The 15,532-nt window shown below is 62.3% G+C and carries 11 protein-coding genes and 1 tRNA gene; 6 read left to right on the top strand and 6 right to left on the bottom strand.

Annotation, left to right across the window (positions count from 1 at the left end; genetic code table 11):
• Nucleotides 1-15: 15 nt before the first annotated feature.
• From IB285_RS11535 to IB285_RS11525, 3 genes are read right to left on the bottom strand one after another with little or no spacing between them, the layout of a single operon-like run.
• Entirely contained in the window at nt 16-660 is a 645-nt protein-coding gene (locus IB285_RS11535; protein ID WP_190788307.1) for a TetR/AcrR family transcriptional regulator, read from the bottom strand.
• Nucleotides 661-706: 46 nt separating this feature from the next.
• Nucleotides 707-1,759 carry a VOC family protein gene (locus IB285_RS11530; RefSeq protein ID WP_190788306.1) on the bottom strand — a complete coding sequence of 351 codons (1,053 nt, stop codon included), beginning with the start codon at nt 1,757-1,759 and terminating at the stop codon, nt 707-709.
• Complete coding sequence (locus IB285_RS11525) at nt 1,756-3,606, bottom strand: outer membrane protein assembly factor BamB family protein (protein WP_190788305.1); 1,851 nt, start codon at nt 3,604-3,606, stop codon at nt 1,756-1,758. Before IB285_RS11525 ends, IB285_RS11530 begins: the two co-directional genes overlap by 4 nt.
• Before the next feature lie 52 nt (nt 3,607-3,658).
• Here IB285_RS11525 and IB285_RS11520 point away from each other — a divergent pair, with 52 nt between their 5' ends.
• A complete protein-coding gene (locus tag IB285_RS11520; protein ID WP_190788304.1) occupies nt 3,659-4,708 on the top strand; it encodes an alpha/beta fold hydrolase in 1,050 nt (349 codons plus the stop codon).
• Between the two features lie 7 nt (nt 4,709-4,715).
• Here IB285_RS11520 and IB285_RS11515 read toward each other — a convergent pair whose 3' ends face one another.
• Nucleotides 4,716-6,065 carry an MFS transporter gene (locus tag IB285_RS11515; protein ID WP_199803365.1) on the bottom strand — a complete coding sequence of 450 codons (1,350 nt, stop codon included), beginning with the start codon at nt 6,063-6,065 and terminating at the stop codon, nt 4,716-4,718.
• 258 nt (nt 6,066-6,323) lie between these two features.
• Between IB285_RS11515 and IB285_RS11510 the strand changes: the two genes are divergently transcribed.
• From IB285_RS11510 to IB285_RS11500, 3 genes are read left to right on the top strand one after another with little or no spacing between them, the layout of a single operon-like run.
• Nucleotides 6,324-7,529, top strand: a complete 1,206-nt coding sequence (locus IB285_RS11510) for an efflux RND transporter periplasmic adaptor subunit (RefSeq protein WP_190788303.1) — start codon at nt 6,324-6,326, stop codon at nt 7,527-7,529.
• Nucleotides 7,526-10,822 carry an efflux RND transporter permease subunit gene (locus tag IB285_RS11505; RefSeq protein ID WP_190788302.1) on the top strand — a complete coding sequence of 1,099 codons (3,297 nt, stop codon included), beginning with the start codon at nt 7,526-7,528 and terminating at the stop codon, nt 10,820-10,822. Before IB285_RS11510 ends, IB285_RS11505 begins: the two co-directional genes overlap by 4 nt.
• Nucleotides 10,819-12,312 carry an efflux transporter outer membrane subunit gene (locus tag IB285_RS11500; RefSeq protein WP_190788301.1) on the top strand — a complete coding sequence of 498 codons (1,494 nt, stop codon included), beginning with the start codon at nt 10,819-10,821 and terminating at the stop codon, nt 12,310-12,312. The genes IB285_RS11505 and IB285_RS11500 overlap by 4 nt, the downstream gene beginning before the upstream one ends.
• A 71-nt stretch (nt 12,313-12,383) precedes the next feature.
• On the opposite strand, the gene IB285_RS11495 is transcribed toward IB285_RS11500, so the two are convergent.
• Nucleotides 12,384-12,470 (bottom strand) — tRNA-Leu (locus IB285_RS11495).
• A 148-nt stretch (nt 12,471-12,618) separates the two neighbouring features.
• A complete protein-coding gene (locus IB285_RS11490) occupies nt 12,619-13,635 on the bottom strand; it encodes a zinc-ribbon domain-containing protein (RefSeq protein WP_190788300.1) in 1,017 nt (338 codons plus the stop codon).
• A 178-nt stretch (nt 13,636-13,813) separates the two neighbouring features.
• Here IB285_RS11490 and ftsE point away from each other — a divergent pair, with 178 nt between their 5' ends.
• Both ftsE and IB285_RS11480 read left to right on the top strand, forming a co-directional pair.
• Nucleotides 13,814-14,566: a cell division ATP-binding protein FtsE gene (ftsE, locus tag IB285_RS11485; protein ID WP_190788299.1), complete on the top strand. Its 753-nt coding sequence runs from the start codon at nt 13,814-13,816 to the stop codon at nt 14,564-14,566.
• Entirely contained in the window at nt 14,563-15,519 is a 957-nt protein-coding gene (locus tag IB285_RS11480; protein WP_190788298.1) for a cell division protein FtsX, read from the top strand. The genes ftsE and IB285_RS11480 overlap by 4 nt, the downstream gene beginning before the upstream one ends.
• Nucleotides 15,520-15,532 lie beyond the last annotated feature (13 nt).

The raw sequence follows: 15,532 nt of genomic DNA, 5'->3' as shown, positions 1-15,532 counted from the left end.
GGTAGACCGTCCGTTTCAGTCGGCGCGCAGCGACTGGCGATTGAGAACGTAGTCGTCCTTGAGAGCCATGATCGCGCCGACGATCATAGTTACGGTGATATCCTCAACCTGCTGCCAGCTCATCGAATGGCGGCTCTTGTCTCGCAGCAGGTACATGCCTGCCGATGCGGGAAGGCCGAAGCTAATATCGATCGCAGCCTGGGCGATATCGGGCGGAAGATCGAAATGCTTGCCGATGATGTCGGCGAGATAATCGACCGCGGCATCGCGTCCGTATTCGGTCGGATCGTGCACTGCGCTCACGCTGGGTTCGGCCTGCAAGCGGTCGATGATCAGCCCGCGCTCATCGATATACTTGATGTATGCGTGCGTGATCCCGCGCACTAGCCCCTCGAAGGTATCGGCCCCTTGGGCGGCCTTGCTCTGCTCGCGCCGCAGCATGCGCAATTCGCGCTCCAGCAGCTCGCTCAGCAGTTCGTTGAGGTTGGGAAAGTAATTGTAGACCAGCGATTTGCTGACGCCCGCCGCCTGCCCGATCGACTCCATCGAGATCGCGGCGACGCCGTCGCGCCCGACCATTTCGGCGGCATGATCGAGGATCAACTTGCGGCGCTCTGCCGGATCGAGCCTGGTGCGAGTTTTGCGGGCCTTGGATGCCATTACCGGAGCATTAGCAAAGGTTGACCGAGAATCCAGAGCAACCCGGTCACAGCGGGGGCAGCGGATAGCTCGCGGGGTCGTGCCAGCGTTTGTCGTGGATCGACCGATCGGCGCCAGCGGAGATATTCTGCTGGAAAGCGAGCAGATTGCCCTCGGGATCGCGGGCATATTGCATCTGCCAGCCGCCCAGCGTGAAGGTCGGTCCGGCAAACTCGATGCCCTGCGGCCGGAGCCGTGCGATGGTTCCGGCGAGGTCGGTCACCTCGAATGATAGGCTGTTGTAGCCGATCCGCTCCAGCGTCCAGTCCGTCCGCGATAGCGGGGTTTCGGGGCTCTTGTAGTTCCAGAACTCCAGCTCGAAATTCCAGGTTGCAAACCAGCTCGCCGTTACGACGGTCCCGTCTATGTCGACCACTTCGTCAATCGTTTCCATGCGGGTTTCACCGATTTCGCGGTGCGGGCCGTAGCCGAGCACCTTGGTATAGAAATCGACCATCACCGCCTTGTCGCCCGGCACGTTGGCGATGTGCGTAAGCCATGCATCGTCCTGCCTGCGCGGGCGCTCAAGCTGCTCCATCTCGATCATGATGCCGTCGGGGTCGAAACCGTAGGCGTAGGTGACGCCGTAGCCGCCCAGATCGACCGCGTCGTCCCCGCGTGAAAGCATGTCGAGTCCGGCTTCGCGAAAGCGTTTGTAGCCGGAATTGTCGGACTGGGTCTGCCAGCAGATGTGGGTGTAGCCCGGCCCGATGACCGAGCGCCTGTCCGGCTCGGCAGCGACGCCGGGCTCGATATCGGTGAGGACCAGAAAGACAGTGGGCGTTTCGATCAGCGCCACTTCGATCGCGCCATCGCGCTTGGTGAGTATCTCGGCAGGGAAAGCCGAAGCATCGATCATTCTGCGTTCGACGACCTCGAAATCGACCGCCGCGCTGTAGAAGGCGATCGTTTCATCGATGTCGGAAACCGTGATCCCGACATGATGCACGCCGAGGATCGCGTCGGGATCGGCAGGAGCCGCTTCGAATTGCGCGGTCTGGGTGGTGGAGCAACTGGCGAGCGCGAAGGCCGCCATTGCCATTGCAGTCGCACGCTTCATCTGGCTCCTCCCGCCAGGCGATAGGCTAAGAGCACATTGCCGCCAATCTCGCCGAACTTGTCATATCCCGAATTCACGAAAACCATTCCGCCAGCGACAACCACTCCGGCGCCGTCGATCGAACCGCCTTTTGCTTCCGCGCCGTTGACGGTTGCGAATTCGCGATTGGTCTCGTCCATCCACAGCACGCGGCCATCGCGCGCCGAATAGGCGAGCAGCCGCCCGTTATGCGCGCCTGCAAAAATCGCGCCGGGGATAGCGGTCAGCGGCGCGGACAAAGCGGTCTGGCAGGCATAGCCCGGTTCTTTGCAGGTGGGCTTTTCGATCCGCGACCACAATTTACGCCCGGTTGCCGCTTCGAAAGCATGGATGCCGGGCCGGGGCGGGCCGACGGTAAAGCGATTGCCCGGCGTGTCCGCGATCGGCACCCACAGCGTCTCGCCATCGCTCGCCATGCCCCAGTGAATGCCGCCATTGAAGCCGCCCATGCCTGCTCGCGAGCGCCACAGGATGCGGCCATTATCATCGGGGTCCATGCCGAAGACCTCTCCCGATTTCTGCCCAGCGAGGATCATGTCCTTGCCGGATGGAAGCTCGACCAGGATCGGCGCAGCGCCGAAATCGAAATCGGGGCCGTCCTCTTCGGGGCAATTCGCCTTTGGATCGCGGCCGCAGGATGCGTTCCAGGCATCCCCCGCGACGGTCTGGGAGACCCAGCGCAGCCGCCCGGTCGCGAGCGACAGCGCCACGATCGCATCGCTGTTGCCGTTGGCGGGCGAAGTATAGTTCTCGCCGGTGCCGACATAGAGCAGCCCGCGCTTTGCATCGACGGTAGGGGTCGACCAGACCGGTGCGCCGCTGGGCGCGAGGATATCGACGCCAACACTGGTTTCGCCAACCTTTTCAGGCTCATCCACCGAGAACCAGCGCCATTTTTCGTCGCCACTCACCGCATCGAGCGCGGTGATGCCACCGCGGAATGTGCAGCACGTATATTCATCGTCATAGGCGGATACGACTTCGAGGGACGACATGGGCACGAACAGCGTGCCATCATGCATGGCGATGCTGCCGGTCATGGTCCCGTCGGGGTGGTCCTTTACCGATTTGGACCAGCGCCTTTCCCCGGTGCGCGGATCGACTGCATGGACCACGGCATCGACATCGCCGAAATAGAGAGTTTGCGGGCGTCCATCGCTGCCCGCCGCGATCAGCGGCGCGTTGCGAACCTCTGCGCCTGCATCGTAGCTCCACCAGATGCACCCGGTTTGAGGGTCGAGAGCGTAGACATGGCCTGACTGACTGCCGGTGAAAAGCGCCTCTCGCGTCACTGCGGGCTGAGACCGGGCGCGCTGCGCGCCGGGAAATCCGAAAGCCCAGGCCAGCTCAAGCTGCGGGATGTCCTCTTCAGTCAGGCCAGCGGCTTCGCTCTGCTGGAACCGCGTGTTGGTGAGGTCGCCTCCCCATCTGTTCCACAGCGGCGCACCGGAAAACTGAAGCTCTCCCTCGCAGCGCGGCCCTTTGGCCTCTCGCGCCGATTGGCCTTTGCCGAGGTATTCGGACAGCACCACCCGGTCGATCGCGGAGAGGGCCGCCGATTGCGCTTGCATGATGCCGGTGTTCATTGAGGCAAGGATCTGCGCCTGGCTGCGCTGCTCAAGAGCGGCGCGGGTCGGTGCGCCGTTAACCCCGCCGTCGTGGCAGGACGCGCAATTCGCCGCGTACAGCCGTTCTGCGAGCGCCGCCTTGCCGCTTTCGGGAAGATCTTGCGGTTCCTGAGTATCTTGAGCGGAACATGCGGCGAGCGCTACAGCCACCGGGCCGAGTATCGCAAAGCCGCTTTTCATTTCTCACCCCATCCGTTATTGACTAATCATACAATAGAAGGATTGGCTGTCAATGCGATTGCTCGGACTGACATTGATGGGGGCGCTGCTGGCGGGTTGCTCGACCTACGCCGCGGAGGATCCGAGCTTGGCAGGCGGCGCCAACTCAATGCAAAGCGCCCCGGCTGACCCTGCTGTCGATCATGCCAACGCGCTTGCGGGCGGCGGCGCCCCGTACCGCCATGGGTATACCGGCGAGGGCGACGATCGCATTCACTATGTCGAAGCCGGCGCGGGTCCGGCGGTCATTTTCGTCCACGGCTTTCCGAGCTTCTGGTATGTCTGGCGCGACCAGATGGAAGCGTTTCGGCACTGCCGCCGCGTCATCGCGGTGGATGCGCCGGGCGCGGGTCTTTCCGCCAAACCGCTAATTGACGAAGCCTATAAGGTTGAGGCTCTGGCAAAGCGGCTGGACGCGCTGATCGCCGAGCTCGCGCCGGGCGAGAAGGTAACGCTTGTCGGCCACGACTGGGGCGGCGCGCTCGCCTGGAGCTACGCGCAGTGGCGACCCGACCGGCTGGACCGGCTCGCGATATTCAGCGCGCCGCCATATAACGTGCTGCTCGATCTGCTCGCGACCGACCCCGAGCAGCGCTCGGTATCGAGCTATATGCCAACGTTGCTGGGCATCGAGCGCGAACAGGCCTCGACCGATGCATTCGCCCAATCCTTTTACGATCTCGCATATAAGCGGATGGTCGATACCGGTGTCCTCAGCGAGCGCGAAGGCGCGCTTTTCCGTGAAGCGCTTGCCCGCGAAGGGGCGCTCTATGCGGGCATCCAGTGGTACAAGGCCAACATTCCCGAATTCGAGGGGCAGGACCCTGCGAGCTCATATTGGCCGCAGGCCGGCGCGAAGACCGATATTCCCGTGCTTCTCGTGAGAGGCAAAGATGACAAGACCTTCGTCAAGAAAATGGCGGACCTCGCGGCGATGGACACACCCGACCTCACGGTTGTCGAGTTCGAGGGCGTCGGACATTGGACCCAGTTTCAGGACCCGGAGGCGGCCAATGCATCGCTCGGCAAGTTCATCTTGAGCGACGGTGAGGTGTGCCAATAAAGCGCATCTAAGCGTCCTCCCGTACGCTTTCCTCCCTGATCATGGCGAAGGCGGCTCCCGCGCTCGCCGCCGCCAGCATCGCTCCAACCCACGAGGCACTGGCAAACCCGGAAATCAGGTCTGCGTCTCCTCCACCGGTTCCGATCAGGACAAAACCCAGCAGCGCGGTCGCAACGAGCCCGGCGATGCGCGATATCGCATTGTTGATACCCGATGCGACGCCGACATAGCGGTTTTCGACCGCATTCATGACTGCCGTCGTAAGCGGCGCCACGCACAGCGCCATGCCGACCGCGATGGTGATCAGGCCGGGCAGGATATCGCTCCAGTAATCGAGATCGGCGTTCGCCATCAGCGCGAAGAGGCCAAAGCCGCACGCGACAAGTAGCGGACCGATGGTCAGTGTAACGCGAATGGCGATGCGGGTCGCAAGCCCGCCCATGGTGCGGGAGAGGACGCCCATGATGAGCGGGAAGGGAAGCAGCGCAGCCCCGGCAGCCGTGGCGGAATATTCCAGCCCTTCGATCAACATGTAGGGCAGGAGCACCATGAGCCCGCCGAGTGCTGCGTACAGCATGAGCGTAAGGATCGAGATGCCCGAGAAGCTCATAGATCCGAAGATGCCGAGTGGCATCATCGCCTCGCCCTTTTTCCTTCTCTCAACGATGAAGAAAGCTGCGCTGAATGCGATCCCGGCGGATGCGGAAGCCAGTACGGCGGCATCGCGCGCGCCTCTCTCTGGCAGATTGATGAGCGCGAATACGAGTGTACCGAGCGCGGCGGTCGCCAGGGCTGCCCCGGTCAGATCGAGCGGCGCGCGTTCCTCTGCGCTTTCGCGCGATTCGCGGATGCTGCGCTGGCCGACAATCCAGGCTGCCGCTGCTGGCGGGATGACGATCGCAAATGCCCACCGCCAGTCCAGATTGTCGATCACGAAGCCGCCGATTACCGGCGCTGCTGCCCCCGCGATCGCTCCGGCTGCGGCCCAGGTGCCCACCGCCTTGCCGCGTTTTTCCCCGCGAAAGCCATCGGCGATGATCGCGAGGCTGTTCGGCGCCAGAAAAGCGGCGCCGACGCCTTGGGCAAAGCGAGCGACAAGCAGCATCTCGAGATTGGGCGCCAGAGCGCAGCCAATCGTCGCGGCGGTGAAAATCGCCAGGCCGAGCATGAACAAGCGCTTCCGTCCGTAATGGTCGCCCAGCGATCCCCCCACAAGAACGAGCGCGGAAAGCGGGAGGAGATAGGCGTTGACGATCCATTGGACCCCGCCCGCGTCGGTTGCGAACTCCGCCTGCATCGAGGGTAGAGCCACGTTGATGATCGAACCCACAACGAAAGCGAGCGAGGAGCCAAGCACGGTTGCGACCAGAGTGCCTGTTTCCGAGATGCAACTGCCTGCACCCTGGCCGAGCGCAGATGCTTCATCGCATGGAGACGGCAGTGCAGTAGCGATCGGTAAGCTCTTTCGGAAATGGGATGGATCGAGCGTGAATTAGCAGCAAATTGCTGAGACGTGAGTAGTTTTGACAGCACTTGTCGCAAAAATTCAGTAGAAATTCCGAAAATGTTTCTGCTAACTGATTCAGATCAAGTTCAGGCAATCGGGGTCGACAGCATGCCAAAGCTTTTTGGGTTCAACGTTGGCGGCCTGCTCGCTATATTCTCGGCGGCAACGATTTTGACCGGTTGTTCGGGTGGAAGCGGGGAGGAAACACCGCCCCCTCCTGAAGTGACGGTGTCCACGCCAGAAATCCGCCTGATCAACGATTGGGACGAATATACCGGCCAGTTCGATGCGGTCGAAGGTGTGGAAGTCCGCGCCCGTGTCAGCGGATACCTGCGCGACTCGCATTTCCGTGAAGGCGCGCTTGTCCGGCGGGGACAATTGCTCTTCACCATCGACCCGCGGCCATTCGAGGCGGCTGTCGCCCGTTCGCAGGCCGATCTGCAGGCAACGCTGACCCGCAGGGACCTGGCCATCGCCGATCTGGGGCGCGCGGAATTCCTGCTCGAAGAAGAGGCGATCAGCAAAGAAGAGTACGATTCGCGCGTGCAAGCTCGTCAGGAAAGCATCGCCTCGGTCGCCGCAGCACAGGCGAACCTCAGGCAGGCGCAGCTCGATCTCGAATTCACCCGCGTAACCTCGCCCATATCGGGCCGCGTAGGATCGCGCGAAGTGACGCGCGGCAACCTCGTATCGGGCAGCGGCGCGCAGGCGACGCTCCTCACGACCGTCTTTTCGCTCGATCCGATCGAGTTCATTTTCACTGCGGATGAGGCGGCCTATCTCAAATACCGGCGGCAGGCGCGCGAAGGCAGTCGCCCATCCTCTCGTGAAATCGCCAACCCGGTCATGCTGCGTCTGCAGGATGAAGCCGACTTCGTGCACAGCGGCGAAATGAGTTTCGTCGACAACGCGATCGACACCCAAACCGGCACTGTCGAGGGCCGCGCGATATTTGCCAATCCCGACGGGATTTTCATACCGGGTATGTTCGGGCGTCTCCGGCTGCTTGGTTCCGGTGAATACAATGCGGTGCTGGTGCCCGATACGGCTATTCTGGCGGACCAGTCGGACAAGGTCGTTCTGATCGTCGATGATCAGAACATCGTCCAACAGCGAGTGGTCGAGCTTGGACCGGTGCTCGAAGACGGCATGCGGGTGATTCGGTCCGGGCTCACGAGGGACGATCGACTGGTCACAGGCGGGCTGATGCGGGCGCGGCCAGGAAATCCGGTGACGATTGCGGGTGAAGAACCACCGCCAGAAGAAACAGCGAAGAGGAGTGCGGAAACCGCTGAATTGGCAGCGGCGCAATGAAGTTTCCGCATTTTTTCATCGAGCGCCCGATCTTCGCGGCCGTCGTCTCGATCCTCATCGTCTTGTTCGGCGCTGTCAGCTATTTCAGCCTGCCGGTTGCGCAATATCCCGAAATTGCCCCGCCGACGATCACGGTAACGGCGACATATCCCGGTGCGGGCGCAGACGTTGTGGCCGACACGGTCGCGACACCGATCGAGCAGGAGCTCAACGGCGTCGAGAACATGCTCTATCTGTCGAGTCAGGCGACCGACGATGGGCGGCTGACCATCACCATCACCTTCGCTTTGGGGACGGACCTCGACGAGGCGCAGGTGCTGGTGCAGAACCGCGTCTCGATCGCGGAGCCGCGATTGCCGGAGCCGGTCAGGCGTCTGGGTGTGATCACTCAGAAAAGCTCGCCCGACCTTTTGACCGTGGTCCATCTGTTTTCGCCCGATGAAAGCCGCGACCAGCTTTATATCTCGAACTACGCGCTGCTGCAGATCCGCGACACTCTGGCGCGGCTCGACGGGGTGGGGTCGATCACCATTTTCGGTGCGCGCGAATATTCCATGCGCATCTGGCTCGATCCGGACCGCATGGCGGCGCTCAGCATCACGCCGCAAGACGTTGTCGGCGCACTGCGAGCGCAGAACGTGCAGGTCGCATCAGGCACCTTGGGGCAGCCGCCCGTGGAGGGGACATCGGCGCGCCAAGTTGCGGTGCGGACACTGGGGAGGCTGGAGAGCCCCGATCAGTTCGAGGATGTCGTGGTTCGCACCGCCCCGGACGGTCGTCAGGTAAGGGTAAGCGATATCGGCCGCGTCGAACTAGGCGCGCAGGATTATTCGACCAACGCCTATCTCGATGACAGTCCCGCCGTCGCGATCGCGATCTTCCAGCGCCCGGGATCGAACGCGCTCGATACCGCTGCCGGGATCGAGGAAACCATCGAGGAGCTCAGCCAGCAATTCCCGCCCGGTCTGGAATACGACATCATCTACAACCCGACCGAATTCATCGCGGAAGGTGTGAACGAGGTCTACGTGACCATCGTCGAGGCGGTCATCCTCGTGTCGATTGTTGTGTTCATCTTCCTCCAGAGCTGGCGCGCGGCGATCATCCCGATCCTCGCCATTCCGGTGTCGCTTATCGGTACCTTCTCGGTAATGGCCGGGCTCGGGTTTTCCATCAACAACCTGACATTGTTCGGCATGGTGCTGGCGATCGGTATCGTGGTCGATGACGCGATCGTGGTGGTCGAGAATGTCGAGCGCGAGCTGCGGGCGGGAAAGTCGCCGAAGGAAGCGGCACATGCGACCATGGACGAGGTCGGCGGCGCGCTGATCGCAATCGCGCTCGTGCTCTCCGCGGTGTTCATCCCGACCGCCTTTATCAGCGGCATCCAGGGACAATTCTATCAGCAGTTCGCGCTGACCATTGCGACCGCCACGATTTTCTCCGCATTCAACTCGCTCACCCTCTCGCCGGCCTTGGCCGCCATCCTGCTGAGGCATGAGGAAGCGGACGCCGATGAACTTGCGAGAAAGGCAGAGCTAGCGAGCGAGGGTGCCGGAGCACATTCCGGCAGCGGAGCGAAAGGGCGCCTGACTGCGATAGGCCTCAAGGCCAAGGCGCTGCTGCAGAGGTTCTTCGATTGGTTCAACCGCAATTTCGATCGTCTCAGTGAGCAGTTCGGCGATGTTACCGGCAAGGTGATACGAAGGATCGGCATCGTGATGGTGGTCTACGCGCTGCTGATCGGCGCGACCGTATGGCGGTTCAACGACACGGCGACAGGCTTCATACCCGAGCAGGACCAGGGATATCTGATCGTCGCGATACAATTGCCGCCGGGTTCCTCCCTAGACCGGACGGACGCGGTTGTGCAGGAGGCGACCGAGGTCATCCTTTCGACGCCGGGCTTTGCCAACACGGCTGGATTTGCCGGGTTCAACGGTGCGACTTTCACCAACTCGCCCAATGCCGGTGCGATCTTCTCCGTGATGGAACCGTTCGCCGACAGGCCTCCCGCGCCGGAAATGCTGGCGACGCTCAATCAAAGGCTTGCGGCAATCGATGAGGCATTCATCATCGTCATCGCGCCGCCGCCGGTGCGCGGTATCGGCAATGCTGGCGGTTTTCGCATGATGGTGCAGGACCGCGGAGGGCGCGGCGCGGACCCGTTGGTGGGCGCAACGCAGGAGCTGATCGCGGCCGCCAACGCCGACCCGCGACTGTCGAACGTCTTCACCGTCTACGAAACCGGAACGCCGCAACTGTATCTCGATATCGATCGGGTCAAGGCGCAGCAATTGGGCGTGCCCCTGTCCGATCTGTTCGGCACGCTGGAAGTCTATCTCGGGTCATCGTTCGTGAACGATTTCAACCTGCTTGGGCGGACCTACCGTGTGACGGCGCAGGCCGATGCCCCGTTCCGCATGGATGAAAGCGATATTTCCGCGCTCTACAGCCGCAATGCCACGACCGGAGAAATGGTGCCAATCGGCAGCGTGGTGAATTTCCGCGATATCACCGGGCCTTCGCGCCAACCGCGCTACAATCTCTATGCAGCGGCGGAAATCGACGGCAGCCCGGCACCCGGATACAGCTCGGGCGAAGCGCTCGCCGCGATGGAGGAGCTGGCAGGAGAGGTCCTGCCCGACGGGTTCGACTTCGAATGGACCGGCCTGGCTTTTCAGGAGACCAATGCCGGGTCGACCGCCAGCCTCGTCTTCGTGTTCGCGGTCATCGTGATCTTTCTCTTGCTGGCCGCACAATACGAAAGCTGGCTTGTGCCCTTATCGATCATCCTGATCGTGCCGATGTGCCTGCTCTCGGCCATTATCGGGGTCAATCTGCGGGGTATCGACAACAATATCCTGACGCAGATCGGTCTGGTCGTGTTGATCGGTCTGGCGTCCAAGAACGCGATCCTGATCGTCGAGTTCGCTCGCCAGCGGGAGGAAGCCGGAATGGATCGGTACGAAGCGACGGTCGAGGCCGCACGGCTGAGGCTCCGCCCGATCCTGATGACGAGTTTCGCATTCATTCTCGGGGTCGTTCCGCTCGTCATCGCCAGCGGCGCCGGTTTCGAAATGCGTCAATCGCTCGGAACGGCCGTGTTTGCCGGGATGATCGGGGTCACGCTGTTTGGGCTGTTCTTCACGCCCGCGTTCTACATTCTTACCCGCAACATGAGCGATTGGTTCGCCGGTCGCCGGGAGAAGAAGGCGCTCGCCAAGGAAGATCGGCGCGATGACGGCGAAGCGGACGAAAGCGGTGACGGCCCGCAGGGAGAGCCAGCATGAACTGGCGCGTCCTGACTGCCACTGCGCTCAGTGTAGGCTTGTCAGCCTGCATCTCGGTCCGCGACTATGATGGTCCGCCCGCCGATCCAATCGATGACGGGGCAGTTTTCGCCCGCGCCGATACGGATCGATACGCCGCCGAAGAACCGGTCATCGAATGGTGGCGGGAACTGGGTGAGGATGATCTCAACACGCTGATTGCAGAGACATTCGCAAACAACCTTAACCGGGCGGAGGCCGAAGCGAACTTGCGGGCGTCACGCGCAGTCTTGCGGCTGCAAAAACGCAACTTTCTGCCAAACGGGGATTTTTCCGCTTCTGCCCAGCGTCAGGGGATATCCGAAAACGCTCAGGCATTTCCCGGTTTCGGAAGCATCCCGGATTTCGATCTCTACGATGTGGGTTTCGATGCCGCATGGGAGATCGATCTGTTCGGCAGGCTTGCAGGACAGCGCGATGCCGCCGCTGCCGATCTGCAGGCCGATATTGCCACGCGCGATGACCTTCTCGTGTCGCTCGCCGCCGAAACGGCGTCGACTTACGTCACCTTGCGAGGGGCGCAGGAGCAATTGGCTGTCGCCGAACGGAATGCCGAGAACCAGCGCGCGACCTATGACCTCACGGAGGTGCTTCGCGAAGGGGGGCGCGGGACGAAGCTCGACACAGAGCGGGCGCGGGCGCAGCTCGACCTGACGCTGGCGACGATCCCGCCGCTGCGCGCACTAATCGATCAGAGCATCTTTCGGCTTTCGGTGCTGACCGGGAGGCAACCGACCGCGCTGCTCAACCAATTGATCGAAAGCGAAGATCTGCCCTCAATGCCTGCTTTGGTCGCCGTGGGAGACGCATCAAAGCTGCTGCGCCGCCGACCGGACATTCGCCGCGCCGAGCGCGAGCTGGCTTCGGCAAGCGAGCTTGTCGGCGTGGCTGCTGCAGACTTTTTCCCGACGGTGAGCATTACTGGATCGGTGGGCCTTTCCGCGCAATCCGTGGGCGACCTGCCCGAATCGAACTCGCTGGCATTCGGAGTAGGTCCGCAGCTTATCTGGAACATCCTCGATTTCGGGAGGATAAGGGCGCGCGTCGATCAGGCCGACGAGCTGTCGGTGGCGGCGGCCGCACGGTACCAGCAAACAGTGCTGCTGGCGCTTGAAGAGACCGAATCCGCGCTTTCATCCTACACCAATGAGCTGGAGCGCGAAGTTCTGCTGCGGGATTCCGCCGAAGCGTCTCAGGAGGCAGCGCGTCTCGCCCGGCTGCGATACCAGAACGGCGTCGACGATTTCCTGCAGGTCCTCGATTCCGAGCGCGTCGCTTTGGAAAACGAAACCCAGCACGTGGTGAGCCGGACGCAAACCTTCATCTCGCTGATCGCAATCTACAAGGCGCTCGGTGGCGGATGGCAGACGGCGGGTCCGATGAATGAAAGCGCCGTGCCAGCCGGAATGCGCGAACGAAATGAGGACAGCGCGGCTGACCTGGATGAATAGCCGGATTTCTCCGCACCAGCGACATCAGCTGACGAGGGTGAGGACAGATCGGCGTTCATCAATCGAAGAATTGGTGCGGTCGAGAAGACTCGAACTTCCACGGGCGTTAGCCCACAACGACCTCAACGTTGCGCGTCTACCAGTTCCGCCACGACCGCACTCGGGTATTCAGGGCCGCGATTGATACGCCGCCCCTGGTAGGAGCGCGCCCGTAGCAAGGGGTTTGGCAGGGCGCAAGCGATTTGCGGTTCGCTTTTGCGGAACTTGAATGAATTTTCCCGGATCATGCGCCAGTCCGCGCGCAGATCAGTTCGGAGCCCAACCGATTTCGACGACTTTCGCGGCAGGAGGAACGTCCGAAATTGCCTCGGTCACATTGAGGCTTTCGCCCGGCGTCAGCTCACGCTTGGCCGGGACAATCGGCCACGTGCCCACCTGCCGGTCGCGCTCATCGCTGAATACAACCAGCAGGGATGGGACCGAAACGGTCTCCCGCCCCGAATTGGTAATCGTGCCGCGCACCCGAAAGATTTCGGTGCCGGTCTCCAGCTGCTCCGTCCGTTGCTGATCCGCCGGGAATTCGAGCGTCAGATCCGGTTGCCCGATACCGAAAGTGGGCTGATTGACGGGTAGCCAGCTCGGCAGGCCGTAATAGTTCACTGCAAAGACCGTCCCCGTCGCAAGCAGGGCAAAGACCGCAGCCGCGATCGTCCACATCTTGAGCGGATTGCGGCGCGCGCTGAAGGGCGGTGCGTAATCGAAATGCGAGGTGTCTTCCTCGTAATCGCTATCGTCGAATGCCTCTTCAGCCGGTTCTTCTTCGAACTGTTCTTCGCTTTCCGGTTCAGGCTCAGGTGCTGACGGTGCGGGCCCTGGCTCTTCGAAATGCTCTTCCGGCTCCGGCTCGCTGGCCTGCCGGGCCAGAGCGCTCGCCGCGATGCCGCCTGCCACCGGATCAGATGGATGCACGCCCTGAGCTGGGCGGTCCTCTGTCCGCCAATGACTTATCGAAGGAGCCGTTTCGGCCTCTTCGCTTTCTACCGGCGGCGTGGCAGCGGGCTCATCCTCGCGAACAGGCGGGGGCGGCGGAGCAGGAGGCGGTGGTGGTGCAGGCGGTGGCACGGGCTCTTGCTCAACCGCGTCCTCAGTCGGAGCGTGTGTATCCGGCTCCGGCTCCGGAGCCCGCTCGGGCAAATCGAGCGGCTCGCCCTCCTGAAACCAGCTGTGCTTGCACTTGGCGCAGCGAACCGTGCGACCTTCGATACCGATGGCGGTATCCGGCACGACATACCGCGTGGAGCAGGCAGGGCAGGATATAATCATTGCCCGCTTGGCATTAATGATGGGCCGTGCCTGCACAAGGGTTCGGGCGCCCTCAGCCCGCAAATGAGGGCCTTTTTCCACATTGATGCGCGAAAAACCGCGTTTCGGATGCATAAACCCACATGTTAGTTACCATGAACCGCTTTCACCTACCCAGCGCCGCTGGTAAGCCCGCGCGATGAGCGAGAGCGCCCACGAGATCGTGAAATTCGACAATGTCGGGCTGCGCTATGGCACCGATCCTGAGGTGTTGAGCGATCTCAGCTTCACGCTCCATCCGGGCAGTTTCTATTTTCTGACGGGCGCCAGCGGGGCGGGCAAGACGAGCCTTTTAAAGCTGCTCTACCTCGCGCAGCGCCCATCGCGCGGGGCCATCCGAATGTTCGGCAGGGACATGATCACGCTGCCGCGTGAGCGGTTGCCCGATTTCAGGCGGCGGCTCGGCGTGGTGTTTCAGGACTTCCGCCTGGTCCAGCATCTTTCAGCCTTTGATAACGTGGCCCTGCCGCTCAGGCTTTCGGGCACGGATGAGGGCAAGGTGATGAAGGCCGTTTCGGACATGCTCGACTGGGTCGGCCTGACGCACCGCGCTCAGGCGGTGCCGGCGACCATGTCCGGCGGAGAGCAGCAGCGCGTTGCGATTGCCCGCGCAGTCATTGCGCGTCCGCGCATGCTGATAGCTGACGAGCCGACCGGCAATGTCGATCCGGACATGGCGTTAAAGCTGCTGCGACTTTTCGAAGCGCTCAACGACCGCGTGGGGACGACGGTCGTGGTCGCTACACACGACGTGCATTTGCTCAAGAAAGTGCCGGAATCGCTGATCATGCGGCTGCAGAAGGGGCGGCTGTCCGATCCCACCGGCGCGCTGCGTTTTCCCCCGCGTCCCGAACCGGGCAGAGCAGCGCGTCCGCGGAAGAACGGCTCATGAGCGCGCCTCCGCTCGCCCAGCAATCGCAATCCCAAGTCGGCAAGCCGCCTGCTCGCGGAGAAGAGACCTCGATGCCGGGCGCGCTCGCGGCAAAGCTGCTTCCGCAAACGCGGTTTGGCGGTCCGATCCCGTGGGTCATAGCGATCCTGATTGCGCTTGTTGTGGTCGCCGCGGCAGGCGGGCTGTCGCTGCGCAATCTCGCCGATAGCGCGCGGGCGGATCTGTCCGATGCGGTGACGATCCAGATTGCCGAAGCCGATCCCACGGCGCGCGCGCGCCTGTCTGGCGAAGTGGCGGAGGTGATGAAAGAGCAGCCGCTCGTCACCTCGGTACGGATTGTGCCCGAAGAAGAATTGATCGCTCTAATCGAACCCTGGCTTGGGTCGGCCGCGCAAAGCGAGGAAGTGCCGATCCCCGCTCTCATCGATGTCGAGCTGACGCGCAGTGCCAGCGATGCAGAGATCGCGGAATTGCAGGCCGCCCTCGGCGCGGTCGCTCCGGAAGCGCGGATCGATGCGCAATCGGAGTGGCTGCGCCCGGTCTACGATGCCCTGTCGGCGCTGCAATATCTCGCGCTTGGTCTGATCGCGCTGGTTGCGCTCGCCACGGCGGCAGCGGTCTGGCTGGCGGCGCGCAGTGCATTTTCCAACCATGAAGATACGGTAGAAATCCTCCATCTGCTTGGCGCAACCGACGCGCAGGTCACGCGCATATTCCAGCGATCGGTCGTGCGCGATGCGGCGTTCGGCGCTGCCATTGGCCTTGTCATCGGGATCGGCGCGATCTGGCTGTTGAGCCAGCAATTCTCGGCCCTCAACAGCGGGATGATCGGCAGCGGCGAATTGCGCGCGATGGACTGGATCATCATCGCGCTGGTGCCGTTTGCCGGAGTTCTGCTGGCGCTTCTGACTGGGCGGATCACAATTAAGCTTGCTCTCAGGTCGATGTTATAAGACTGGGACCATT

Source organism: Erythrobacter rubeus (assembly GCF_014705715.1).
Lineage (GTDB): Bacteria > Pseudomonadota > Alphaproteobacteria > Sphingomonadales > Sphingomonadaceae > Erythrobacter > Erythrobacter rubeus.
This window is presented reverse-complemented; position numbering and strand designations above follow the sequence as displayed.

Coding starts and splice junctions, on each gene's coding strand:
- IB285_RS11535 (WP_190788307.1), bottom strand. CDS start 660: ATGGCATCCAAGGCCCGCAAAACTCGCACCAGGCTCGATCCGGCAGAG.
- IB285_RS11530 (WP_190788306.1), bottom strand. CDS start 1,759: ATGAAGCGTGCGACTGCAATGGCAATGGCGGCCTTCGCGCTCGCCAGT.
- IB285_RS11525 (WP_190788305.1), bottom strand. CDS start 3,606: ATGAAAAGCGGCTTTGCGATACTCGGCCCGGTGGCTGTAGCGCTCGCC.
- IB285_RS11520 (WP_190788304.1), top strand. CDS start 3,659: ATGCGATTGCTCGGACTGACATTGATGGGGGCGCTGCTGGCGGGTTGC.
- IB285_RS11510 (WP_190788303.1), top strand. CDS start 6,324: ATGCCAAAGCTTTTTGGGTTCAACGTTGGCGGCCTGCTCGCTATATTC.
- IB285_RS11505 (WP_190788302.1), top strand. CDS start 7,526: ATGAAGTTTCCGCATTTTTTCATCGAGCGCCCGATCTTCGCGGCCGTC.
- IB285_RS11500 (WP_190788301.1), top strand. CDS start 10,819: ATGAACTGGCGCGTCCTGACTGCCACTGCGCTCAGTGTAGGCTTGTCA.
- IB285_RS11490 (WP_190788300.1), bottom strand. CDS start 13,635: ATGATTATATCCTGCCCTGCCTGCTCCACGCGGTATGTCGTGCCGGAT.
- ftsE (WP_190788299.1), top strand. CDS start 13,814: ATGAGCGAGAGCGCCCACGAGATCGTGAAATTCGACAATGTCGGGCTG.
- IB285_RS11480 (WP_190788298.1), top strand. CDS start 14,563: ATGAGCGCGCCTCCGCTCGCCCAGCAATCGCAATCCCAAGTCGGCAAG.